Here is a 25113-nt window from a genome sequence, read left to right on the forward strand (position 1 = left end):
GCGGCGAAGCCGGCCTGGTTGATGCGCAGGCGGTACTGCGCCCGCTCGACCTCGACCGCGGCCCGCCGCGCCGCCGCGCCGGCCTCGCGCACCTGCGCGCGCACCGCGTCGAGCTCCTCGCGCAGCAGCCGCTCGTCGAGCCGAGCCAGCTCGGCCCCAGCTTCGACGCGATCACCCGGGCGAACGGCGATCGCGGCGACGACGCCGTCGAAGGTCGGGGCGACGTCGACCGCCTCGGCCGGCGCGGTGACTCCAATCCAGCCGTGGTCCTGCGCCGCGACCGGGCGCGCTGCCGCGGCCTCCACCAGTGCAGGCTCGTCCGTCGACCCGGGCGCGTGGACATCGTCGCCCGCGCACGCGGCCAGCGTGAGCAGCACCGCCGCGGTCGCGCGGCGCGCGCTCACGAGAGATCCTCGCGCGCCAGGCGGGCCTGGTGGTTCACCAGCTCAGCATACGCGGCCCCGCGGGCCAGCAGCTCGCCGTGCGTGCCGGTCTCGACGATCGCGCCCTCGTCCATGACCACGATCAGATCGGCGGCGGCGATCGTGCTGAGCCGGTGCGCGATCACGATCCGCGTGCACGCCAGGTCCGCGAGCCCGAGCATCACCGCGCGCTCGGTGATCGCGTCGAGCGAGCTGGTGGCCTCGTCGAGCAAGAGCACCGCCGGATGACCTACCAGCGCCCGGGCCAGGGCGAGGCGCTGGCGCTGCCCTCCGGACAGCGTCGCGCCGCCATCGGCCATCGGGGTCTCGTAGCCCATCGCCAGCTGACGGATGTCGGCGTCGATGCCGGCCCGCCGGGCCGCCGCGACGATGCGGTCCTGGCTGACCCCGGGCGCACCCAGCGCGATGTTGTCGCGCACCGATCCGGCGAAGATGTGCGGCGTCTGGGGGACGACCCCGATCTGCTGGCGCAGGCTCCGGAGGTCGACCGACGCCACGTCGTGATCGTCGAACAGCACCCGGCCCTCGGTCGGGCGGTACAAGCCCAGGAGGAGGCGCGCCATCGTCGACTTGCCCGACCCTGACCGACCGACGATCGCGACCATCGAGCCCGCGGCGACCTCGAGCTCGACCTGCTTCACGACCAGCGGGCTCGACGGCGCGTATCGAAACGACACGCCGTGGACGGCGATCGCGCCGGTCAACCGCGCCAGCGGCGCGCCGGCGCCCGGTTGTTCCACGTCGGTCGCCAGCACGTCGTCGAGGCGCGCGACGTAGCCGCTCAGGCTGGTCACCGCCAAGGCCGCCTCGACCAGCGCGTCGAGCGGCGTCCAGAAGCCGATCGCGAGGCCGTTGACCGCGAGCATCGTGCCGAGCGACAGCTGGCCGTCGAGGACCATCGTGACCCCGACCAGCAGGAGCACGAGCGGCCCGCCGGTGGTGAGGGCGGCCCGGACCGCGCCCAGGAGCGCGTCGAGCCGTCCTCGGACCACCGCGACGTTCAGCTCGGCGGCGTACAGGTCGGCCCAGCGGGCGACCGCGCGCCGCTCGGCCCCGGCCACCTTCAGGCTCTCGACGCCGGCGAGGAGCTGCGCGAGGTACGACTGGGCCCGCGCCTGGGACTCGAGGTCGGCGGCCATCAGCTCCCGGATGCGCCTGCGACTCACCGCGTAGACCAGCACCTGCACGGCGCCCAGTCCGACCGCGATCGCCGCGAGCCCTGGCGCGAGCGCGAACGCCAGCACGAGATAGACGAGGACGAGCGGGCCATCGAGGAGCGCCGCCAGCAGCGCCGTCGTCAGCCGCTCGCGGATCGCGGTGTTGCCGGCGACGCGCAGCATCAGATCGCCCGCGGACCGGCGCTGGAAGAAGTCGTAGGGCAGCGCCAGGAGGTGATCGAGGAAGCCCACGCTCATCCGCCCGTCGAGGCGGGTCCGCAGCCCAGCAGCCCGTGGGCGCGTACCAGCCCGGCCAGGAACTGGAGGACCACCACCAACGTCACCCCGACCGCGATCGCCGGCAGCATCGCGCGATCACCGCGCGGCACCACGCGGTCGACCACCAAGCCGATCACCAGCGGCAGCGCGAGCGCGAGCAGCCGCAGCATCACCGACATCGACAGCGCGCGACCCACCAGCGGTCGCTGCGCCAGCACCATCCGGGCGTAGCGTGCCAGCGGCCGCGTGCGATCCGCGCTCGCCACCAGCGGCATCGCCGGCTCGAACACCAGCGCGACCCCGGTGAACGACCGGCGGACCCGTGCGAGCGGGACCTCACGCCGTCCGTAGGCGGGGTCGACGATCACCACGCCGCGTCGGGTCACGCGCTCGAATACGACGAAGTGATTGAACTCCCAGTGCAGGATCGCGGCCGGGGGCAGCTCGCCGAGATCGTCGGCCTCGAGGCGCACGCCTCGCCCGCGGAGCCCGAGCGCCTCACCGCCCCGCACGAGCGCGAGCGCGTCGATCCCACCCGGGCCCGCGCCGATGGCCTGGCGGACCTCGTCGAGCCGTCGGCGCGCGCCCAGGTGCGCCATGACCATGGCCAGGCACGCCGCCCCGCAGTCGGCCATCTCGACCTGCGCGACGAACGGGATCGCGGGGCTCGCCATCACCGCCCTCCCAAACCCGGCACCAGCGCGTGGACGATTCGCTCCGAGCCAACCTGGATCTCGGCCATCGCGCTCATGCCGTCGACGTAGCGATAGTCGTGGCCATCTGATCGGAAGCCGCTCGGGAGCCGCGCCTTCACGACCACGACCGGACCGGCGAGCTGCGCCGCCGCGCCGACGCTGCCGAGGTAGCGCCGCGCCTCCTCGGGGCCGATCGCCTCGGCCGCGATCGAGTCGACGATCACGTCCTGGTAGGTGTGGTGGAAGCCAGTCAGCTCGAGCCGCAGCCGCTGCCCCCGCGTCAGGCGCGGGCGGTCGCCGCTGGGGATCAGCGCGATGACCTCGACCGGGCTGGCCGGATCGACGACCGACGCGACGACGTCTCCGGGCTCGATGCGCTGGCCCGGGCGCACCCGGATGTCGCCGATGATCCCGGGCCGGGGCGCCCGCAGCACCCGCTCGTCGAGCTGAGCGCGGGCCCGTTCGATCTCCGTGCGCGCGGCGGTGACGGCGGCGCCGACCGCCGCTGTGGACGGTGACAGCATGCGCTCGCGCAGGCGCGCCTCGAACTCCGCCTGCAGGCGCGTGACCTCGGCCGCCTGGGGAGCGTCGTCGAGGACCACGAGCACATCGCCCGCGGCGATCGCGGCGCCGGGTGTGCCGCGCGCCGTGATCACGTTGCCCGCGACCCGGGCCGTCACCTCGGTCCGCGCGGTCTGGCGCACCACCGCGGGCCCGCGCGCGAACGTGTGCACTCGTCCGACGATCATGTAACTCAAGGCGATGAGCATCGTGGCCACGAGCCCGACGTGGACCCAGCGGAGCCAGCCGGGGCTGCCGAGCACCAGCTCGCCCCACGCGTCTCCGCGCTGGGCCTCGCCCGCCTCGCGCCGGAACAACACGTCGGCGTCGCCCTCGGCCACCAGATCTTGCGCGTCCGCGTGCTCGGCGATCTGCGGCAGCAGCGGCGCCACCAGCTCGGCTAGCGCGCACGCGCTCGCGACCTCGGCGTCGCCGAACGGTGGCTGCGACGGTCGCCGATGCGCCAGCCAGACCGCCTCGACCGCGCCCGCGGCGCCCAGCAGCGGCACGACCAGCACCCGCGCGTCGCCATCGACGCGATCGCGCGCGCGGTCCCAGCGCGGATCGCGGCCGGCCGAGGCCACCGCGACGATCGCTCCGGTGCGCGCGACCCATCCGACCAGGCCGCGATCAGCCGGGGCCCCCTCGTCGGTGGCCACCGCCGACCACAGCTCGCCGGCGCTCGCGTCGTAGAACCAGCACCGGGCGCCGTCCGCGTCGATCAAGTCACTCAGCACGTCCGCCGAGACGGCCTCCGCGGTCGCCAGATCGGGCGCCGCGCCGACGCGCCGCGAGGCGGAAAACGCCCGGCCGCGTCGGCGCGCCTCATCCAGGTCCAGCGGCCGTCGCTCGGTCCGGTGCCCGACCGGACGTCCCGAGGCCAGGCTCATCACCAGCACGGCGAGGTCTTCGTCGTCCGGATCGGGCCCCTGGACGAACGCGAGCGCTGGCGATCCCGCCGGCCGCTGCGCCGTCAACGCCAGGACCGGACACGGCGTGCAGGCCGCACCGACCGCGGCCAGCGTCGTGGCGCTGGCCGCGCACCCGCCCGCCGCCACGACGAGCGTGACCCCGTCGAGCCCCGCCGCGATCTCTGCGGGCCGGCTCACGCTCACGACCTCGGCGTCAGGCCCCAGGACGTGACGCAGCCGAGCGCCATCGCCGAGGCGATCGCTCACGACCAGGATCCTGGTGCTCACGCCGACCTCGCGATCATCGTCGGTGCGCCCGCGCCCCGGGCGCGCGCCCGCGCGTGATGGCGACGGACCAGATCGTACAGGACCAGCTCCTGCGCGCGCTGCGACGCGTGCAGCAGCCGGTTCGCGCTCATGTGCGCGAGGCTCCACGCGGCCGGCCCGAGCAGCGCGGCGCGACAGTCGCGGTCGAACCCGCGGGCCAGCGACGCCAGCGCGGCGTCCCGGGTCGCCAGCGCCGCGAGGCCCGGCGCGAGCGCGTGCGTCGGATCGACCTCGTCCCGCGCGAGCAGCTCGCCGAGCTCGCCGCCGAGGTCGCGCCAGCGCGCGCCGATGGCCTTCAGCAGCGGCGTGCCCGCGCGGTGCTCGGTGACCAGCGCGTCGCGCCCGCGCGTGAACACCTCCGCGCGCCCGGGCGCGTCGAGCCCCAGCGCCGCGAGCAGCCGGTCGACGCTCCGCAGCGCCAGCCGCCAGCGCGCCTCGTGGCCCTCGTCGCCCTCGAGCGTCTCGATGATCTGCAGCGCCGCCTCGGAGTCGCGCCAGAACACGTCCTCGCAAGCGTCGATCGCGGCCGCCCCGCCGTAGCGCTCGACCTCGCGCTCGTAGGTGTCGAGCTGGATGCGCAAAGGCTGCCGTCGTCGAGCAGGGGCTCGGTCGCGCGCTCGAGCATCGGCAGCACCTCGGCGAGCAGGCGGTCGGGGGCGCCGTCGAGCCGGAGCCGCAGGTGCGGCTGCGGATCGGCGTAGCGGATGAAGAACCACCGCCGGGCCGCGCCGCTCGCCAGGGCGGCCCGGACCACGGGCGCGACCGCCTCACGCAGCACCCGGTCTGCCGTCGTGACGCCGCCGTAGAGCTTGGCGTAGAGCCAGCGGGAGCCGGGCGCGAACCGACGCGCGCCGCTGTCCCGGCGCAATGGCGGCGCGATCGCGGTAGCGACGCGGGCACCGTCGTCGCGCACGAACGTGCAGACGACCTCGCTGGCGTGCTGCCCCGCGGCGCTGTCGACGACCCCGGCGTCGAGCGCCGGGTAGACCTCGCACACGAGGGTCCGTGGTCGGCGTCCCAGCGCGTCGACGAACGCGTCGACCATGAGCGCGTGATCGAGATCGACCACCAGCTCGTTGTCACCCTCGATCAGCGCGACCCAGCGCGGCAGGCCGCGCGCGGCCCGGACCGCCTGCATCGCCGCGAAGCCCGCCGCCCGATCGCGCCGCGCGGCCGTGGTCACGCCGTCTAGCTCGGCGCGGGTCAACGTCCACTGCGCCCGCGCGACCACCGTGTCACCGATGCGCACCCGCGGCAGGCGTGGCGCGTCGGCCAGGGGCCCCCATGACCAACCGACGCCAACGCCGTCCTGGGTCGCCAGCGCCGCCAGGAAGCGATAGGTCCCCAGGCCACGGGCGTGGACGTTGTGGGCGCTGGTCAGGCGCGGGATCACCTCGCGGTCGAGCGCGCGCGAGCGCAGCACGACGCGGTCGCCACGGACCGACACGACCAGATCCTCGAGGGTCAGCTGGGCTGCGTCCGCGGCGCCGCTCAGGCCCAGGTACGTGAGCTCATGGCTCCGCAGCACCGGTCGACACAGGACATTGCCGTTGCGGCCCTCGGCCAGGTGGACGATCTCCGCGTGGATCGCGTCCGGCGCCAGCGCCTCTTCGGCGGCCAGGTGCGTGCGCACCATGGCGTCGATCTCCCCATCGACGTGACAGAACCGCCCCAGCAGCCGCGCGCCCGACGGACCCGACGCGCCGTCGAGGAGCACGCTCGTCCGCCCGGCGGCGTCGCGCGCGATCCGCACCATCGCGCTCCAGGCCGCCGGCATGACCGCGGGCGCCTCGACCGTCAGCGCCTTCAGCGCGGCCTCATCGAGGACCAGCTCGTGCTCGCCCCGGGCCCACAGCTGCGCCAGCTGACCCAGCAGCCACGCCTCGCGCTCGCCCCACAGCACGCGCGCCTCGCCCGGCGGCGACGTGAACGGCAGGCCGACCAGGAGCGGCGCGCCCTCGCTGCCGGGGCCGGTGGCCGCCGCGAAGCCGATGCCGGCCTCCTCGTCGAGGACCTCGGCCAGCGGCACCTCCTGCTCATCCCAGCGCTGGCGGAACGCGGTCTGGAACTGGCTCAGCGCTTCGTCCGGGCGGCGGCGGGTGATCCGACACAGCGCCTCGACCGTTCGCTCGATCTGGGCGGGGATGTCGCGGCCGATCGTCGCGGTCATCGCCATGCCCAGGTCGACCTGCACCACGCGCGCCGGGTCGACCGCGGTGTCGTCCCCGAGCGCCCGGAACACCTGCGCGACCGCGCCGGCGAGCTCGAGATAGGCGGTCGCCGCCCCGCCCACGCCCGCGGCGTCGATCGCCCCGAGGGTGCGCGAGATCTCGCTCATGCGAGCGGCGAGGCGCTCGCGCCCCGCGGTCCGGAGCTGGGCGATCACCGCGGCGAGCGGGTCGGCGCCGGTCACGACCACGCCGAGCCGTGGCACCAGCAGCTGCGCGGCGACCAGCTCGTCGACGAACGCCGCGCCGTCGGCGAGCTCGATGCCATCGACCTCGTCGACCAGCGCCGCCGCCAGCTCGCCCAGCCGGGCGCCCCCGCGCGCGCGCGTCAGCGTCGCGTCGAGGTGCGGCGTCGGATCGACCGCGATCAGGTGATACGAGATGCCAGCGCCGGCCGCGCCGAGCCGCGCCTCGGCGTAGCGGGTCTTGCCCGCCACCCTGGTCAGGCTGGTGTTGGGCGACCAGGTCAGGGCCGCGCGGACGGTCGCGTCGCCGATCATCGCGGTGGTCAGGCGGTGGAGCAGCTCGTTGTCCAGGCGCGTGCACCGCCTCGTGTCGCTCGGCGGGGCCAGCGTCACCGCCGTGGCGCCGCGCCCGCCGAGGTGGCCGACGCCGATGCCCGCGAACAGCCCGAAAGGCGTCGACCGCGTCGCCATCCGCGCGACGTAGCGCATCGCCGCACACTCAGCCGCACGGCCGCGCTCGGTGTCGGGGGCGCGCCGCCACAGCTCCAGCTCGGTAGCCAGCGCCGGCGACGCCAGCCACACCGCCTCGGCCACGTCGGCCCGGTCGAGCAGCGCGCCCAGCCAGGCTCGCTGCGCCGCGAGGGTCTCGGCGGTGGCGTCGCCGGTCGCGCCGGCGTCGGCGACGGTCTCGATCGGCAGCAGCGGCGCGCGGACCGCGCACCGCTCGCCCACCTTCCACCGGGTCCTCACGCGAGCTCCTTCGGCGCGAGGTCGCACAGCAGCGTGCGATCCCACGCGGGTTCGACCGCGGTGGTCGCGGCCAGGAGCGCCAGCGCGATCCCGACGGCCCCGGACAACATGTGCGGGTCGTCGACCCAGACGTCGACGCCGTCGTGGATCTGGAGCGTCTGGAAGCCGCCGATCCCTTCGCCCGGCCGATGCATCGACAGCAGCCGCTCGAACCAGCGGCGCGCCGAGGCGCCGAGGCGCTCGTCCCCGGTGGCCTGGAACAGGCGATTGAAGATGTGCGCCAGCCCGGCGGCGCCGTGGCACAGCCCGGTGTCCGCGACCGCCGCCTCCTCGAACGTGCACTCGGACATCGCGATCGCCATCGCCATCGCCTCGCGCTCCCAGGTTGGATCGCTCAGCGCTCGAGCCGCACGCCAGAGCGCGACGGTCATGCCGGGATCGCCGTAGCACCAGCCGAGCTTGGCCGGGGTGCGGTCGGTCTCCGGCGCCAGCCATGCGGGGTAGCGCCGCGGCGTCCGCGCGGGCACCGCCGCCAGGGTCCACGCCACCGCGCTGCGCAGCAGCGGCTCGATGCGCGCGCGGGCGACTTGGTGCTCGAGCGCCGCGGCGAGCAGCGCGATCACCCCCGCGACCCCATGCGCGAGACCGAGGTTGTGGTACCCGCCCGGGTGCAGCGCGCGCTGCCAGTCGGGCAACAAGCCCGGCGGGGTGAACCAGGTGACGCCGCCGCCCTCGCGGGTCGCGAGCGCCTCCAGGTGATCGATGACGCGAGCGAGGATCGCGTGGTTGGGCTCCGGGCCTTCGAGCGCCGCCGCGCCGATCCCGCACAGCCCGGAGATCAGGTCGTAGGTGTCAGGCCACGGTGCGCGCTCGAGCACGCTAACCAGCGCCGCGTCGATCGTCGCGATCGCCGCGGCGGCGGCGTCTCCGTCTGCGAGGTGCGCGATCGCAAAGCGCACGCCGGCGACCCCGCTCCACAGGCCGATCGTCTTCACGTCGCCGTCCAGAGCCGCGACCGCCGCGTCCAGGCGCGCCGAGCCGGCCTGCATGAGGGCGTCGCCCCCCTCCGGGGAGGCCATGGCGGCGTAGGTGTACAGCAGCGCGTGGCCGGCGGCACCACCGAGCCCGCCGGGCACGGCTGGTACCTTGGCGACCGCCGCGACCAGCTCGTCGCACACGGCGCGCGCGTGCTGATCATTGAGGAGCACCGCCCAGGTCATCGCGCGGATCGGGTAGCACAACTCGAGCCACGATTGCTCCAGCCTATGGCGATCAGATCGAAGGGGTGAACCCGATACGGACGAAAAACAGGTGTGCCCTGGTACACAGATCGAGGGAATCGAGGTGGAGGCTGCCCAGTGGAACGGGGTAGAACAGGGCCGGAACAGTGATAGATGTTCCGGCAAATCATCAATAATTACATATTATTGGCGTGCAATCTTGGCAGGTGAAACACTGAGCGTACGTCCGGAACCTGTTCCGGAACAGCCTGCCCCGGGTAAGTTCGGCCCCTTGCGGCGCCGCGAGGACGGCACGTCACCTGCTAGGTGCGCGGGTACCCCATGCGCCCGCTCCGTCCCGCCGGATTTGCACGATTGCCCATCGGCGATCTTGCGTCTGGAGGGTCGGTGAGTATTCTGCCGTCGCAGATGAAGTCGGTGGCGGGCGAAGACGACGGCGCGCGCGCCGAGGCAAGAGAGCCTGTCGCCGCGGACGTCTCGGCGCCCGCGATCAATGCCGCGGCCGAGCCCGCAGCCGAGCCCGACCAGGCCACGCGCACCAGCACCCGGGACGAGGAGCCGGCCCAGGGCGACTCGCCCGCCAACCACAAGGGCGAGCAGCGCACCTCCGAACGGCTGCCGGCCCCGCTCCAGTTCCGCGACCCGGCCCGCTACGACGTCCTGGGCGAGCACGGCCGGGGCGGCCTCGGCCGCGTCTTCCGCGCGCGCGACCGCGAGATGGGGCGCGACGTCGCGCTGAAGGAGCTCCTCCACCGCGGCGCGTCCAGCGAGCTGAGGTTCTTCCGGGAGGCGCTCATCACCGCGCGCCTCGAGCACCCCGGCATCGTCCCGGTCCACGAGGCCGGCCGCTGGCCCGACGGCACGCCGTTCTATGCGATGAAGCTGGTCGCCGGGCGGCCGCTCAAGGCGCTGATCGACGCGTGCACCAAGACCGACGAGCGCCTCGCGCTGCTGCCCCACATCATCGCGGTCGCCGACGCCATCGCCTACGCCCACGACCGCAAGATCATCCATCGTGACCTGAAGCCGTCCAACGTGATCGTGGGCGAGTTCGGCGAGACGGTGGTGATCGACTGGGGCCTGGCCAAGGACATCTCGTCCGAGGCCGAGCCCGACGACGCCGCCGAGGACGGGCCCTACCGCACGTCGGCGCCGGCCCCCGGCGTCACCGTGGTCGGCTCGGTGCTCGGCACGCCGGCCTACATGGCGCCCGAACAGGCCGCGGCGAGCGGGTCGACGAGCGCGCCGACGTCTACGCGATCGGCGCGATGCTGTACCAGCTGTGCACCGGCGAGCTGTCGCCGCCCAACGACCCGTACCGGATCTACGCCAACCTGCAGCGCCGCGACGTCGACGTCGACCTGATCGCGATCGTCCGCAAGGCCTGCGCGCCCGACGCCGGCGATCGCTACAAGAACGCCGGCCGCCTCGCGTCCGACCTGCGCGCCTTCGTCGCCGGCGCCCGCATCCTCGCGCGCACCTACTCCGCCGCCGCCCTGGTCTCGCACTGGGTGAAGCGCCACAAGCGGCTCGCCGTGGCGATCGTCTCGCTCACCCTCGCCTTCGCCGCGGTCGCCGTCATCGCCTTCGTGCGCGTGCAGAGCGAGCGCGACCGCGCCGAGGGGGCGCTGACCGCGAGCCGAGAGGCCGGCGTGCGCGAGGAGGCGGCGCGGAAGACCGCCGAGACCGAGCGCGACAGCGCCCGCGCCGCCCAGGTGCGCGAGCTGCTCGTGCGCGATCCGACGCAGGCGCTGCCGATCGCCGAGCAGCTGCCCAAGACGCCGGAGAACGCCGTGTTGCTGGCGCGGGTGAAGGCGCACCCGATCGCGACGCACAGCGCGACTGCGGCACCGTCTGCGTTTCAGGACGCGGTGCTCCATTCATGGAGATAGTCGGTTGCTGGAACTCGACCTAGAAAGCGGGCATCTTTCGACCATCGCAGAGTCAGTATTCGAACCGACGCCAATTGCGGCCCATCGTGGCAATTGGACATATCTCAAGAAGGTACACGGAAATGTAGCCATAGTTTTTGGCAATGACGCAATCCCGTGGCATGGCCCTCTGCCAGTGAGCGCGATCATCAGCAGAGGCGAAAGTCTGTATATTCTTGCAGGCGAAATCCTCTTCCTCATCGACGGAGATGGCAGCGTGCCACGCGCAATCGCGAAAGGCATCAGGAGTATCGTGAGCAGCACAGCAGGTTCGCTGTGGGTGTGTACTGCAAATGATCGACTTGCCGTCGTCAACAGTGGGAAGATCTCGACGATGGGCAAGTGCCGTAGCAGTGGTGCTAGGTTCGACATCGCAGCCGCCGGAGAATTCGTCGCCGCTATTAGTCCCACAGGAGAATCTCTGAGGATTGAGCAGGGGCGGATCGACGAGATGGAGACCGGCGAAGTGAACTCGATCGCGGTCAGCGACAAGGGCATCATCGCGGGTGTAGGCGCTGACGACTCCACTTGGTTCATCTTGGCGGGCAGCGCGCAAAAGCTCCGTGGTCCAAGTACTACGTCGGTACCCTCGGCCCTAGCAGCGGCTGGGAGCCTGGTAGCGTGGGGGTTTCGCGATGGCCGCGGCCAAGTTTGGGATGCCCTAGATAAGAAGCGGTGGCAACTCACAAACGGTGCAGACCCCATATTCTGGATCTTCCTCCATGGCGATATCGTCGTGACCGTAAGTGCAATGCAAGCCAGGGTCTGGCACCTGCGTTCGAATACGCCCGCGGTAGCCGCCGAACTCGCATGCTTTCCACTGGCGCTCTCGCCTGCCGAGCGAATGCCGCTTGTCGCATATCAGTGCGGTAGCGGTGCTGTTGGTGTTGTCGACATCGAGTCCCACCGCCACACACAACTCCACACGCACCGCGACATATCGTTCGGCATGGCGTGGGCCGGAAACATGCTCTGTACCGGCGGATACGACGGAGACGTGGTTTGCTCAGACGTAAAAGGCGAGAGTGCACCGACTCGAACGCATGTGTCCTCACCGGTAACCGTGCTGCGTTCCGGTACGACAAACCTCTATATCGGCGAAGAAAGCGGATCTGTCTGGCAATGGTCTGCGAACGGCGGCCCCCTGACGCTCATCGCGGAATTCGCCTCTAGGCCCGAGTTCATAGGAGAAGCTGTCGATGGAGCACTCTTCATTGTCAGTAAAGACGGCACCGTCTATCGAGGCGAACCACGCAATGGCGATCTAGTCCAGGCCTCGTTCAATGTCGGCAGCTCCATAGTGGGCGCGACCATCGCGGATCGCGCGATGGTCGTTGCGACAAGGGATGGTCGCGTCCTGCAAGTGGAACCTACCTCAGGCGTGGCTACTGAGATTGCTGTCGCCCAATCTGGGCTGAGTTCAACGAGCTTCTTCGACAATGGGCATGGATGGGTCGCTGCAGAAGGTGGACACACGCTTTGGGTACATCGCGCAAGCCTGAATAGTAGAACCGACTTCAATGCGCTAATAAGAAGGATCTCTCGTCCAAGCGACCAGGGCACTGTGCTAGTGGTCGCAGATGGCGGAGTAATCGAACAGACGTTGGACGGAGACGTCATTCGTGCAATCGATATCGGTACCGGCAGGCCACCGTTGGTAGTTTACGCTTGGCAAGGTGTTGGCGTTATTGCCGCGGAGGGCTATCTCTATGTCTTGGATCGCAACCATCAAACAAGCAAGGGGAACTGATCAATGAAGAAGCAGACGCGTCGTCAAATCCCGAACCTCCGCAGGGCCACCATCCGACCGTTGCAGTCGTCAGTGTTGGAATCTGCCGCTGGGGCCGGGGCCGGCCCATTTACCACATCGACCAAGAACACAAATGCGACAGAAGGTGCCCAGGACACCTGCACCATTGGTGGCAGCAAATAGGCTTCTCCGATGAATAGACGTTTCCCGCGAGCAATTCTGGTCTGCCTTGTCGCCGCGTGTGGGCATTCGTCCGTTGCACATGCGCCGCTCCCCGCGGACTCTGAGCCATACGTGTTCGTCGCTGACTTGAACACGGGCGAGCCGGTGTTCAAAGGAAAAAGCCGCAAACCACTCCTTGATATCGTGAGGGAATTGCCGGATGGCGAATACGTCGTCGCGGGAACGTCTGTCGACAAGTATTCAGTGGCACGGGTCACGGTCCCGCTCTCACAAGACCCGAACTTATCATATCGTACGGATTGCGTCTCCATCACCGGATCGGTCATCGGCCAGCCTGCAGGAGATCATCCCGTCGGGTTCTTTCCATGGACCGACCCGGAACGTATTCAGGCTGTCGGTGTCGAGAAGGACGGGGCGTTCGCCGCTTGCGTCCCTTCCGGCCGCTACTACGCGGTCGTCGAAGGAGAGCAGTTTCACTCTCAGAAGCTCTACTTCGACCTCGCAAGTGGCGCTGGCGCAGCAGACGTGAAGCTCTGGGCGCTGGACGAACTCAATCGACCCGCGAGCCGTTCGGCATTTGTCAACACCCCGGATCTCCCGGAGTTCATAGACGCAGCGGCCAAGAATGCGTCAGTCATTGGAATCGGAGAATCGGATCACGGCTCCGCATCGGCCCTCACCTCCCGCACCAAGTTGATCATGAGCCTCGCTGCGCTCGGTCGAGTCAGCGCCATTGCGATTGAGGCTGGACCTGTCGAAGTGTTTCCATTGGATGACTACGTCACGGGGAAGTCTGTGGACGTAAAAGCTGCTGTTGCCGGACTGGGGTACTGGATCTGGAACACCAAGGAGTTCATTGACTTTCTCAAAATGATCCGCATCCACAATCAGAGTGGCAGCGGAGATGTGATCCGCATCGTCGGAATAGACCTTCCGCAGAACGAGAAGGCGTTCGACTACCTAATAGAACATGTCGGGCGACTCGGGCTTGAAGATGCGTTGGTTGCCCAGTTGGCTCCGCTGCGCACAGATCGCGCCGCTGGAGCAGCGGCGCTGGATGCGAAAGAGCGTCAATCAATGATTGACGAACTGCGTGTGCGCGCTTCACGTATGTCTGGATCGGAGGCCGAGCGTGATCGGGTCGCGTTGCTGTCGGTAGCGCACCGGATTGAGGTTTCTGCACTCACCGGCGTTTGGAGGAATGCGCAGCGGGATGTTGCGATGGCCGATATGGTCCTGCTCAATGCCGAGAGGACGGAGGGGAAGGTTCTTGTTGTGCTCGCTCACAATGACACGTCAAGGTTTCGATAAACAATGTCCCGCCTACAGCCGGATACTGGATTCGCGCCAAACTCGGCGATGGTTACCGGGCGATTGGACTCTTTGGGTACGCTGGTGAGACGCGCGCGCGGGGCGCGACATCGATGGACGTCTACCCATTGCCCGCGCCACCAACGTACTCCATGGAATCCGCCGTCGCAAGCGACAACCCAGGGCGAGCCGAGGTCTACTTGCCGTTTGCCCGCTTGAGTAGGGCCGCACGTGATTGGCTTGTGCTGCCGCGCCGAGTCAGGGAATTTGGTGCGGGCTATCCGGGCCCGACGGGTGATTTTGACTATGTTCCACTATTGGAAGAGTACGACGCCGCAGTTGTGGTCCGGTTGGTAGTTCCATCCACGGACGCCAGTGACGTGCATACCGCAGAATAGACGCCAGGATCCGAAGGGCCTCGGCCGCTTCGGCCGGCAGGGGTACTGGTTCATGCCGAGGGAAGGCTCGGCTTTTCCGTCTGCCGGCAGTAGTGAGATAGGGCCGCACGGCCCACGACGCTTGCCCGCGACCTGCACGACCACGAAGTAGGGACCAGACAGATGCGTTGGTACCTGCAGCTGAAGCTGCACATGCTCCTGCTGGTGCTCGGCGCCGCCTGCGCTGGCCGGGCGGTGCCGGCGCATCCTGAGGTGCTCGTCGAGGACCTTCGGCTGGTGGCTGGCAGAGCCGCGAACCCGTGGCGCCCCGGGGGCCGGGTCAGCTTCGAGGCCCTGGAGTTGATCGCCGACGTCGCGCGCGAGGTCCGCTACTTCAGCCCCGAGGTGGACCCCGCATTCGACTGGGCCGCCTGGCTCGCGGTCGGGCACGAGCTCGCTGCGCGGACGCCAGACATGCAGGCGCTGGTCGTCTCGCTCGATGAATGGGTGCGACAGGCGGCGCCGGGAGCGCGGCTGACGCTGGGGCGTTCGCGTGGCCCCGTGCCGGAGCCTGGAGCGGTCGCCGCGCCTCGTCTCGGCCCGGTGATCCGCAACGGCGCGACGACGGAAGGGATCTACGTCGCTTTCGTGGACGGGGCCGCGAACGAACCGGCCACCGCGATCTTCTCCTACTGGCAGCCGGTTCCTCGAGGCGCCGACTGTCGCAAGCTGTCCGCGGTCGCGCGCGTCGAGCGGTTGTCACCGGAGGCGCAGGGCCGGCTGGTGATGGTCGCGTCGACCGGCGGGTTCGATGAGGCCCGCAGCGACGTCGCGCTGGCCGCCGGAGAGGTCGTCCTCGAGGCCGATGTCCCGAGCAGTGCGGACTCACTCGAGCTGGCGGTCCGGTTTGCGGGCCGAGGCGAGCTGGTCCTCCGCGAGCTGAAGGTCAGCTGCGACGGCCGACCGGCGTCGACCGTGCCGCTCGCTGCCGGGGACCTCCGCGGGATCGGGAGCTCGCTCTACGAGCGGGTGGACAGCGGTGCGCCGGTTGTGTCACGTTGCGTCGTCGCCCACCGCGGCCCGAGACCGACCGGAGCGTCCAGCTTGGGTCGGCGACGTTGACGTATCCGCTCGTCGTGACGACTGGGGATGCAGGACCTGCCGGTAGCGTCGCGGGGGGCTACGCGGCGACCGCGCTGAACCTCGCCGCCGCGCAGTTGTTGTACGCAGAGGCGCGCACCTTCGCCGTCAAGGCCCCGGCGCGGCTCGCGGGGCTGCGCGCTGCGTTTCACGAAGCGACGCTGCGCCTTCCGGCCGCCGAGAGCGTGGCCGACGTGCGCGCCGCGCTGGGCCGGATCCTCGTCGCGCTCGACGACGCACACGCGCGCGTCATCTCGCCCGAGCTCGACGCGGGCACGCTGCCGTTCGAGGTCAGACGCTACGATGCCAGCGTCGTGGTCACGGCCGTCCATCCGTCGTTCGCGCACGCTCTTCCCGTCGGCGCGATCGTCACGGCCATCGATGGTCAGCCGATCGTCGAGCTGCTGGCAGGCGTCGCGGCACGTGTGTCGGCGGCGACGCCTGGGTGGAGAGCGATCGCGACGGCGCGATTCGCGCTCTACGGCCCCATCGGCTCCATGGCCAAGGTGACCTATTCGGTCACGGGCGGTCCGGCTCAGACCGCGCTGCTGCCCCGCGTCGAGAAGGGCGCTGGCCTCGATGAGATCCTGGCGCCGCGCCCGCTGCAGAACGCCGAGGTGTCTCCCGGCGTGCGCTACCTGCGCGTCGGCGCGCTCAGGCGGGCCGATCTGGCGACGGTCGTCCCGGCCCTGCAGCACGCCAGGAGCATCGTGCTCGACCTGCGAGGCTCCGGTAGCGATGGCGCGCTGGGCCTGCTCGCCCATCTGCTCGAGGCGCCGGTCGCGTCGCCGAGGTGGGGCGTGCCGGTGGTTCGGCCAGAGGGCGTCGTCGAGTACGAGGAGTCGAGCTGGACGCTGCATCCGCTCGCGCCGCCGCTGCGTGCGCGCATCGTCGCGCTCACCGACGGCCGGTGCGTGAGTTCGGTCGAGACGTTGGTGTCGCTCCTGCGCGCGACCGGACGGGTGACCGTCGTGGGCGAGCCCTCGGCCGGGACGAACGGGAACATCGCCGAGCTCGCGCTGCCGCTGGGCTTGCACGCGCAGTACACCGGCCTGCGCGTCCTGCTCGCCGATGGGAGCGACTACAACGAGCGCGCACCGTCGGTCGACGTCCTCGTCACGCCGACGCTGGCGGACGTCCAGGCCGGCCGCGATGTGATCCTGGAGCGCGGGATCCGGGTCGCGGCGGGCGGTGTGCCATGACCCGTGCCGCCGGGATCGCGCGCGGATGAGCAACCGTTCGCGGGAGCGGTCGATAGGCTCCGCGAGTCTCGGCGCCTCGCGTCGAAAGGATGTTGGCGAATGAAGAGAGTGACAGCTTGGTGCGTCATCGCGACCGCGGTCGCGTGTGCCGGCGGCCGTGGCGTCGAGGGCGCGCCGGCGCCCGCGGTGAGTCCCGCGATTGTCAGCAAGGTCGAGGTGCCCTTGGCGCCGCCGAGCGACCCGCTGTGGGCCGGGCTCAACCTCAACTTCGAGGCGGTCGTCGATGGCCAGCCGGAGGCGTGGAAGCTGGGGGCGGGCGGCGGACTTCCACAGGGCGAGGGTGGCAGCGATCGTGACGCCCACGGCGGGGTCGCGTCGTTTCGGTTGACCGCGGGGCCCGACGGCTTTGGCACCGCGTCGGTGTCGGTCGATGCCACCACGTTGCGCGGCAAGCGGGTCAGCCTCCACGGCTGGGTGAAGACCGAGGTGGTCGGCGGCGACAACGCGCAGGTGTGGCTGCGTGTCGATCGCCGGCCGCCGGCGTACGGGACGCCGCCCGTCGGTGACCCGAGCCGGGCAGGGGGATGGCGTGAGGCGGTGGCCGTGGTGGACGTGCCGGATGACGCGGAGCGCCTGACGCTCGGACCAGGCGTGGTGGGCGCGGGCGCCGCCTGGTTCGACGACTTCTCGATCGCGGTCGAGGACATCCCGGCCCCGCATCCGGTGGTGGTGATGGGCCGCGTCATCGACGATGCCGGCGCGCCAGTCGCGGGCGCCGAGGTCAGGCTCGTCGACCCGCAGAGCTCGTCGACACCGGCGGCCACCAGCGGACCTGACGGCGGCTTCCGGGTCGTGACCACCTCGGGCCGGTTCGGCCTGACCGCGTACAAGGCTGGGTCCGTCGGTGGCTTCGTCGACACGATGCTGGTCGAGGCCGATATCGCTGACGTCCGGATCACGCTGCCGCGCGCGGGCGGCGTGCTGGTCGTGGGTCGTGCCGTGATGACAGATCCCGTGCCGGCGGGCACGCGGGTCAACGTCTGGCCGGTGAGCGCGAACAGCGCCGACCTCTTCTCGTTCCCGGTCGCCGCGGATGGAACATTCGGGGGCCAGTTGCCGCTGGCGAACGAGTACGGCGCCAGAGTCGACGCCGCCCGGCTGACGGGACTCGCCAGCGTCGCCCGGGCCGGCGATCGCGTGGTCATCGACCTGGAAGTCAGCGTCCTGGCGCCGCCGCCGCCAGCGGTGGCTGATTGGCTGACCGCGTCGGCGATCCGGATCGCCACCGCCGATCCAGACCACGACCTCGACGACCTCGAGCCGCTGAAGAAGATCGTCGGCAAGGCCCGGATCGTCGCGCTGGGCGAGGCGACGCACGGCACCCGCGAGTTCTTCCAGCTGAAGCACCGCGTGGTGCGCTACCTGGTCGAGCGCCTGGGCTTCACGGTCTTCGCGATCGAGGCCAACCAGCCCGAGTGTCGCGCGATCCACGACTACGTCCTGACGGGCGCGGTTGATCCGCGGCACGGGCTCGACGGGATCCATTTCTGGACCTGGAACACCGAGGAGGTGCTGGCGATGATCGAGTGGATGCGGGCGTGGAACGCCGATCCGCGCCACGTCAAGAAGGTGCAGTTCACCGGCTTCGACATGCAGTACACCGACGTGGCCGCTGCGTCTGTCGCCGCGTTCGTGCAGCAGGTCGCGCCAGGCGAGGTGGCGCTGGTCGCGCCGCTCTCGGACGCCAAGGCCGAGGTGCGCCGGGCGGCCGTCCCGGCGGTGGTGGCGCGGTTCGAGCAGCTCGCGAAATCGTGGCGCGCGGCCGCCGGGACCGCGGCCTACGAGCTGGCGCGTCAAGACCTTCGCGTCCTCGAGCAGGAGGCCGCGATGGCTGCGGCCGGCGCCGGCGGCTACCGCACTCGTGACATGGCGATGGCCGACAACGCCGAGTGGATCCTCGCTCACCAACCCAAGGGCACGGGCATGGTCGTGTGGGCGCACAACGGGCACGTCGGTGTGGACGCCACGAGCTACGCGGCGATGGGGAGCGACCTGCGGCGGCGCTTCGGCACGGGCTACGTGGTCTTCGGCTTCGTGTTCGGCCAGGGGTCCTTTCAGGCGATCGACGGGACCAAGGGCCGAGGCGACACGCTGCGCGAGCACACGCTGGGGCCGGCGCCGGAAAGTGACGCGTCGACGCCGTTCGCCCGCGTCGGCCAGCCGACCTTGGTGGCTGACCTGCGGACGGCGCCGCACGGCGTGGTCGCGACATGGTTCGCGGCGCCGCACCCGATGCGCGACGTCGGCGCCGTGTTCAGCAACGAGGCGAACATGACGAGCCCGGTCGCGCTGTCCAGGGCGTTCGACGCGGTGATCTACGTCGACAAGACCACCCGCGCGCGGCCGTTGCCTGGAGGCATCCGGCCGAAGCCGGCGCCCGCGCCTGAGCCGCCGGCGCCATGACTGGCGCGACGTGCACGACTGAGCCGGGCGCCGTGCGGTACGCGTTGCGGACGCGGACGGTCCACGTGTTGCCGCGCTCATGGACGCGCGGCCGCGACCGCGGCGACCGGAACGCATGGAACAGGCAGGCGCAGCGGCCGGTACATGCCAGCCTGGGCAGGCGAGCCCCCTTCGAGTGTCCAAGTCAGCGCGACGGCCTGACTGGCGCCCTCGCTGAAGCGTGGCACGACGGCTGCATTGTCCGGGGCTGCTGCCATGTGGCAGTTCAAACGAGACGGACAAGGAGAGAGCGATGAAGGGAATGCGAATGGGCGTGGTGGCGCTGGCGCTGGCTGGCCTGGTCATGGGGAGCGGTGTGGCGGCGGCGAGCGATCTGGACAAGGTGATCGACGACGTGCAGGTCGAGCTCAAGAGCGCGGACATGACGCTCGAGGTCACCAAGGACGGGACGGTCGTGACGTCCCAGAAGGTCGACGGGGTCGAGATCCGCCTGGAGTGGGTGGTGCCCGACACGTGGGTCGCGCCGGACCAGTCGGCGGCGGCGAAGGGCTGGCTGGGGACGCTGATCGACATCGCGATCTCGATCGGCAAGGACGCCCTGTCGGGCGGCTCGAGCGGCGGCGGTGGCGGCGGCAACACCAACACCACCAACCAACACGTGCAACGTCAGCGTCACCGGGGCCAGCGTCGTGGTGATCGGCAACCTGAACTGCGGTGGTACCCAGGGCTCCGGCAACGGCAGCGGCAGCGGCGGCACGCCGCAGTGAGCTGCGGGCGGGACGTCGTCGAACCGGCGTCCCGCCGTCCGGTTGTCGAGAAGTGAGAGACCCCGATGTCTGATCGTCATCCTCGTGTCCGAATGCGCCGCTGGGCGCTGGCGGCGCTGGTCCTGATGATCGTGGTGGCGGCGGTGATGGTCGCGCGACGGCAGCGTCCACGCGGCGGCGGGGCGCGACCGACCGCGGACGTCGTGATCGTGGCCGGCGGCGAGCGGAAGGTCGCGGGGGCGACGCTGCGGGGTGCGGTGGTCGACGACGCCACCGGCGCGCCGGTCGCGGCGGCGGCGATCGCCGTCGTCGCGCGGGGCGGGGCGTCGGCGGGGCGGGCGCGGGTGGTCGAGGGCGACAGCGCCGGTGAGTTCGCGCTGCGGCTGGCGGCGGGGCGGTATCTGGTGCGGGCGGCGGCGGACGGGCGGGCGCAGCGCGCGCCGGTGGAGGTGGTCATCGTCGATGGCGCCGACCGCGAGGTGACGCTGCGGGTGGTGACGATGGCGGCCGCCGTCACGGGGACGGTGATGGACCTGGAGAGCGGCGTGCTGACGGGCGCGAGCGTCGAGGCGATCGAGCTGGGGACCCGGGACAGCGCGCCGGTGGTGGCGGTGACCGATGGCGCCGGGCGTTACCGGCTGGCGCTGGCGGCGGGGCCGTACCTGTTGACGGCGCGGTTCGACGGCTACGTCGACGGTGAGCGCCGGGTCATGGTCGAGCGCGGCGCGCGGGTCGAGGACTTCCGCCTGGCGCCCGCGGCGACGATCCGCGGGCGGGTGCTCCGGGCCGAGGACCGTGGACCGATCGCGGGCGCGTGCGTGCAGGTCGAGGCGGCGGATGAGCTGGCCGGGTTCGTGCCGGCGGCGGTTCGGCCGTGTGTGACCAGCGGCGCTGACGGCGCGTACGAGCTCACGGGCGTCTCGCCCGGTGTGGTGTCGCTGGGCGCGCGGGCGCCAGGCTGGGGCCAGGCGACCGCGGTGCAGGTGTCGGTCGGGATCGGCGAGACCCGCGACGGGGTCGAGCTCTTGCTCGAGGCCGCGTCGGATGTCCACGGGGTAGTGGTCGATCAGCGAGAGCGACCGATCGAAGGCGTGGCGATCGTGGCGACGAGGCCGGAGGATCTCGGGGTCACGGCTGCCCGGGCCACCAGCGACGCGGCGGGCGCGTTCGTCCTCGAGGGCCTGACGGTGGGGCATTACCTCGTGCGCTCCACTCCGGGGCAGGCGGCGCTGGCGACCGCCGCGGCCGCGATCGCGGTGCCGTCGTCGGAGTCCCTGGTGCTGCGGGTGGCGCGCGGGGTTTCGGTCTCGGGGCAGGTGTCGCCGGCGCGACCGGGGCAGGTGCGGGTGACCCGGCCGCTCGAGGCGATCTCGCTCGACGGGCTCGGGACCAGCGTGACAGCCGAGGCGCTCTTGACCGCGCCGATCGACGAGCAGGGTCGCTTCCAGCTGGATGACGTGCCGGCGGGGACCTGGGACCTCGTGGCGTCGACCGAGCAGGGCGGTGGGTCGGCGCGCGTCGAGGTGCAGGACGTCGACCTGCGCGACGTGACGATCGTGCTCGACCGCCTGGCGTCGATCTGCGGGACGGTCCGCGAGGCCAGCGGCGGCACGCTGGGCGCGGTCACCGTGACGCCGTCACTGCGTAACCAGCCTGTGTCGCTGCCCACGACCGCGTACCGGCACTTGCGCCACGCCAGCGCGCACGGCGGGACGCCGATCGGGAGCGACGGCAGCTTCTGTCTGCGCGACCTGTCCCCAGGCGACTACCTGCTGGTCGCGCGCGACGACCGCCAGGCGCTGATGTGGGCGCAGCGACACCTCGACGCCGGCGGCTCGGTCACCGGGGTCACGCTGGAGCCGGGCGAACAGCGCACGGGCTATGTGCTCGAGGTCCACCGCCCGCTGGTCACCCTCCGCGGGCGCGTCGTCGACGAGCAGGGCGCGCCGGTGGCGGACGCGCTGGTGACCGCCGACCGCGACGGCGCGATCGGCGGCAGCGCGTCGGTGCACTTCCCGCTGATCGAGCAGAGCGGACCGGCGGGGCCGGCGGTCACCGACGCCGCGGGCGAGTTCACGCTCGAGGTGCTGCCGGCGCCGCACCGCCTGGTCGCCGAGCACGCCGCGCGCGGCCTCCGTGGGACCGCGGTCCAGGCCGACCCCGCGCGCCCCGCGATCGTGCGGGTCGAGCGCGCCGGCACGATCCGCGGCGCCGTGCGTGGGGGCGCCGGCGCCTGTCGCGTTCGCGCCGATGGGCCCCGCTCGGCCGTCGCCACCGGGACGGGCAGCGACTGCGCGTTCGTGCTCGCGCAGTTGCCCGCCGGACGCTACGAGCTCTCGGTCCGCCGCGGCGACACCGTCGGCGCGGCCTCGGTCGAACTCGCGGCCGGCGCCAGCGCCGCGGTCACGGTCGAGCTGGCCGCCGAGGCCACGGTGGTCGCGCGCCTGGTCGACGCGACCGGCGCCGGGGTCGCGGGACAGCTCCCGCTCTTGATCGGCGCTGACACCGCCTCGATCGGCGCGGTCATCTTCGAGGCCGTCAACGGTGCCCGCGCGCGCAGCGACGCGCGCGGCCGGATCGAGCTGCGGGCCGCGGTCGGCCCGGCGGCGCTCGCGGTGCTGTCGCCCGATGGCCAGCGCATGCGCCTGATGCGGCCGGTGACGATCGTCGCGCCGACGCCGGACCTCGGGACGCTGACGCTCGCGCCGTGACCTCGGCGGCGGTTGAGGGCGGTGGGGCCGGCGCTCGTCCAGCAGCGCGCGCGGGTCGAGCACGAGCGGGGCGATGATCGCGAGGTTCTGGGCCGCCGAGCCACGAAGCGACTGCCGGCGCGACATCTTGAACCGAGCCGATGCGCGAGGTGGGCGGCGATTCGAGCGGGGTCAAGGAACGCGTTCTGGCGGGGTTGGCCGACCACGCGGCGCCTACGGAGAAGGCTAGGGAGTCGCGATTCTCGCGTCAGGACCCAGTCGGCCGAGGTCATGAAGGACGTCGCGGGGATCAAGGACCAATGGTATGATGAGGCCGATCTGCAGGCTGGGCGCTGGACGGCTGGTCTCGGATAGCTGCAACTCGACGCCGGGCGAGAGGAGTTGTTCAAGGCAGGCGCGGTCGGCGACGTCAAGCTCGGGTTCGAGAACACGCATGTTTGACGCGCGGAGCGTGGAGCCATCGCTGTCTAACGCCACCCACAGCCGTAGGAGCGAATCAGCGTCCCCGTGGATGCAATCGAGCATTGGATGCCGCTCTGCGGCCGTGCCTGCGCCGAGTACATGAATCCGCAGCACGACCTCGTTGAAGATGGCGGGCCATTCGGCCGAGAGACCTGCGCCGTGGACTCGAAGGTCACGGCGCAGCGTGGCGTTGTCTGCGATGGCCGCCGCACGCTGGCGCTTTGCCCCGGCGGCGCCTGGCGGCGCCCCCTGCCAGGAGCTCGTCTCGATGCCATCAGAGGCACCTCGCGCAACACGTGATGGTACGGGTGCGCGCGACGGCAGGAGTACGCGACCAAGGCCGAACGCGAGTCCTGCACACGCGGCAAACGTGAACAAGGCATGGAGCGGGCGCGACATTCGTCAATGCTCGTCGTCGGGGTGATTGTGGAAGTGGTCGCGGACTTGGTCGCGCAGGTCTTGGCGCTCTGGCGTCAGCGGTCGCTGCCGGGCCAAGTACTCGCCACCCGAGATGCGGGCACGGGTGTCGTCATCGCGGTAATGCACGTCGAAGGTGTATTCGGTGTAGCGATCGTCGATGACGCGCCCCTGATGCGAGCGAGCGGTGCCTGGGCCAAAGAGAAAAATGGAGAGAATTGCCATGACCTCCGGCGATTGTGCTTGTGCACGAATGCGGATCTTGCACGTCTGACTCATGCAGGTCGCGTCAAGCCATTCCGCGTCAGGCATCAGGTCGGCGAGTTCGGCTTTGCTGTGCTGGACGATTGCAGCTTCCATTTCCACCGCCCATCGCTCGTCGCGAACGGTGTCCGTGGGCGCCTCGACGCCCTCGCTGCCTTTCATCGTGTCGTAGGTTGTGCGGCCCTTCGGAAGTGCAAGTTCGAGTGCGAATCGCTTGATGCCAACGGGGCTATCGCTGGCACTTCCGCGCTCGGTCGCCAACTCACCAGCCGCAGCTGGCTTGCGCCCGCTGGGTGTTGGACCAAGCGCCCGAACTGCCGACCTGGTGGTCCAGGCCAGGCCCACGCCGGCCGCCACGCCTGTGACTGCGGCGATGATGGTTGTGCGGTTCATTGAGTCGATTCGCTGTGGATCATTGGCATGAAGGTGTCGGCTAGCGCCTCAACGCGGAGGCGAGGGCTGCGCGCGACGGTCGTTCGCGTCGCGATCCCAAGCCACATTTCGCAGTCGGGGAGTGACGCGCAGTTGTTGAACAGGACTGCATCAACTCGCGCCACGACCGCAGTCGCCCCCGACTTCGCCGCCGCTTCCAGCTGTGCGCTTGTTGGCGGAAGTGGGTCGAGCTGCTCTGGGTTCGCGAGTACCCGCGGGCCGATCCAGACGTCCGCTGCTGCGCCGACTCGAGGTGGCACAGACGTCGCGATCTGTTCGTTCCGGCGGTCACTGCGTTTGGGCACAAGATGCCATGTCGGGTCTTGGGTCACCAGGACCCCGCGCAGCTCGATTCGCTCATCTGTGACATCGCCCACCAGCGCGAGGGCGTTGAATGGTCTCGCGCATTCACGGACAATGCGGAGGGAGCCTTCCTGAAGAACGTCGACGGGAATACATGTCGCTCCTTCGCACGCAGCGACCACGTATGGTCCAGGTGTCATGACAATCTCATGCACGGCGCCGTTCACGGTGCGGAGGATCGCCCTTTGGGTCGGTCGCTCACACCACCAGTGATCTGGTCGACGTTCGCATGGCATGGTGATGTCGCGGTCCAGGTCGAGCACGCCGTCGTTGTTGGTATCGACGACAGTCGAGATCGCGAGCACCGTGTCTGGCACGGAGTCGACCTGCGCCAACACCGCCCCACTCTGGATCTTGCTGCCGAAGGCAAGCGGAAGTCCAGCGGGGCGCTCGATTGGGACCACGTGGGGATCGGCGCGGGTCGCGCATCCGGCGACCATACAAGCAATGCCGGCCCTGGCTAGAATGCGCTGAAGAACGGCCATGACTTGCCGCTGAAGCAGGTGAGCCCGAGTTCGCACGAGTTCACATCGCTCTGGGGGCCAGGGCGGTCGACGGTCTTG

Annotated in this window: 19 protein-coding genes; 10 read left to right on the forward strand and 9 right to left on the reverse strand. The window is 70.7% G+C overall.

The window, feature by feature from the left end; genetic code table 11:
- Positions 1 to 400: 400 nt before the first annotated feature.
- From IPL61_29420 to IPL61_29445, 6 genes are read right to left on the reverse strand one after another with little or no spacing between them, the layout of a single operon-like run.
- Positions 401 to 1858: a peptidase domain-containing ABC transporter gene (locus tag IPL61_29420; protein MBK9035328.1), complete on the reverse strand. Its 1458-nt coding sequence runs from the start codon at positions 1856 to 1858 to the stop codon at positions 401 to 403.
- The gene (locus tag IPL61_29425) at positions 1855 to 2553 is read right to left on the reverse strand and encodes a hypothetical protein (GenBank protein MBK9035329.1); all 699 of its coding nucleotides are present in this window, start codon (positions 2551 to 2553) and stop codon (positions 1855 to 1857) included. The genes IPL61_29420 and IPL61_29425 overlap by 4 nt, the downstream gene beginning before the upstream one ends.
- On the reverse strand, positions 2553 to 4334 hold the full coding sequence (locus IPL61_29430) for an HlyD family efflux transporter periplasmic adaptor subunit (GenBank protein ID MBK9035330.1): 1782 nt from the start codon (positions 4332 to 4334) through the stop codon (positions 2553 to 2555). Before IPL61_29430 ends, IPL61_29425 begins: the two co-directional genes overlap by 1 nt.
- Entirely contained in the window at positions 4331 to 4729 is a 399-nt protein-coding gene (locus IPL61_29435; GenBank protein ID MBK9035331.1) for a hypothetical protein, read from the reverse strand. Before IPL61_29435 ends, IPL61_29430 begins: the two co-directional genes overlap by 4 nt.
- On the reverse strand, positions 4669 to 7536 hold the full coding sequence (locus tag IPL61_29440) for a lantibiotic dehydratase (protein ID MBK9035332.1): 2868 nt from the start codon (positions 7534 to 7536) through the stop codon (positions 4669 to 4671). The genes IPL61_29435 and IPL61_29440 overlap by 61 nt, the downstream gene beginning before the upstream one ends.
- Positions 7533 to 8942: a lanthionine synthetase C family protein gene (locus IPL61_29445; protein MBK9035333.1), complete on the reverse strand. Its 1410-nt coding sequence runs from the start codon at positions 8940 to 8942 to the stop codon at positions 7533 to 7535. Before IPL61_29445 ends, IPL61_29440 begins: the two co-directional genes overlap by 4 nt.
- 243 nt (positions 8943 to 9185) lie before the next feature.
- Here IPL61_29445 and IPL61_29450 point away from each other — a divergent pair, with 243 nt between their 5' ends.
- From IPL61_29450 to IPL61_29495, 10 genes are all read left to right on the forward strand, one after another.
- On the forward strand, positions 9186 to 10142 hold the full coding sequence (locus IPL61_29450; protein ID MBK9035334.1) for a serine/threonine protein kinase: 957 nt from the start codon (positions 9186 to 9188) through the stop codon (positions 10140 to 10142).
- A complete protein-coding gene (locus IPL61_29455) occupies positions 10046 to 10669 on the forward strand; it encodes a hypothetical protein (GenBank protein MBK9035335.1) in 624 nt (207 codons plus the stop codon). The genes IPL61_29450 and IPL61_29455 overlap by 97 nt, the downstream gene beginning before the upstream one ends.
- Before the next feature lie 4 nt (positions 10670 to 10673).
- The gene (locus IPL61_29460; protein ID MBK9035336.1) at positions 10674 to 12458 is read left to right on the forward strand and encodes a hypothetical protein; all 1785 of its coding nucleotides are present in this window, start codon (positions 10674 to 10676) and stop codon (positions 12456 to 12458) included.
- Positions 12459 to 12752: 294 nt separating this feature from the next.
- A complete protein-coding gene (locus IPL61_29465) occupies positions 12753 to 13952 on the forward strand; it encodes an erythromycin esterase family protein (GenBank protein ID MBK9035337.1) in 1200 nt (399 codons plus the stop codon).
- A complete protein-coding gene (locus IPL61_29470) occupies positions 13949 to 14350 on the forward strand; it encodes an erythromycin esterase family protein (GenBank protein ID MBK9035338.1) in 402 nt (133 codons plus the stop codon). The genes IPL61_29465 and IPL61_29470 overlap by 4 nt, the downstream gene beginning before the upstream one ends.
- A 162-nt stretch (positions 14351 to 14512) precedes the next feature.
- On the forward strand, positions 14513 to 15451 hold the full coding sequence (locus IPL61_29475) for a hypothetical protein (GenBank protein MBK9035339.1): 939 nt from the start codon (positions 14513 to 14515) through the stop codon (positions 15449 to 15451).
- Positions 15448 to 16671: a hypothetical protein gene (locus tag IPL61_29480; protein ID MBK9035340.1), complete on the forward strand. Its 1224-nt coding sequence runs from the start codon at positions 15448 to 15450 to the stop codon at positions 16669 to 16671. The genes IPL61_29475 and IPL61_29480 overlap by 4 nt, the downstream gene beginning before the upstream one ends.
- Before the next feature lie 186 nt (positions 16672 to 16857).
- On the forward strand, positions 16858 to 19134 hold the full coding sequence (locus IPL61_29485; protein ID MBK9035341.1) for an erythromycin esterase family protein: 2277 nt from the start codon (positions 16858 to 16860) through the stop codon (positions 19132 to 19134).
- 292 nt (positions 19135 to 19426) lie between these two features.
- A complete protein-coding gene (locus IPL61_29490; GenBank protein MBK9035342.1) occupies positions 19427 to 19957 on the forward strand; it encodes a hypothetical protein in 531 nt (176 codons plus the stop codon).
- Between the two features lie 36 nt (positions 19958 to 19993).
- Positions 19994 to 22612, forward strand: coding sequence for a carboxypeptidase regulatory-like domain-containing protein (locus IPL61_29495; protein ID MBK9035343.1), 2619 nt, complete (start codon positions 19994 to 19996; stop codon positions 22610 to 22612).
- A gap of 225 nt (positions 22613 to 22837) precedes the next feature.
- Here the strand turns inward: IPL61_29495 and IPL61_29500 are convergent, their stop codons facing one another.
- The 3 genes from IPL61_29500 to IPL61_29510 are packed head-to-tail and all read right to left on the reverse strand — an operon-like array spanning position 22838 to position 24954.
- Positions 22838 to 23473: a hypothetical protein gene (locus IPL61_29500; GenBank protein ID MBK9035344.1), complete on the reverse strand. Its 636-nt coding sequence runs from the start codon at positions 23471 to 23473 to the stop codon at positions 22838 to 22840.
- Between the two features lie 3 nt (positions 23474 to 23476).
- On the reverse strand, positions 23477 to 24148 hold the full coding sequence (locus IPL61_29505; protein ID MBK9035345.1) for a hypothetical protein: 672 nt from the start codon (positions 24146 to 24148) through the stop codon (positions 23477 to 23479).
- The gene (locus IPL61_29510) at positions 24145 to 24954 is read right to left on the reverse strand and encodes a hypothetical protein (protein MBK9035346.1); all 810 of its coding nucleotides are present in this window, start codon (positions 24952 to 24954) and stop codon (positions 24145 to 24147) included. The genes IPL61_29505 and IPL61_29510 overlap by 4 nt, the downstream gene beginning before the upstream one ends.
- Between the last annotated feature and the right edge of the window lie 159 nt (positions 24955 to 25113).

It is taken from the genome of Myxococcales bacterium (genome assembly GCA_016717005.1).
Taxonomy (GTDB): Bacteria; Myxococcota_A; Polyangia; order Haliangiales; family Haliangiaceae; genus UBA2376.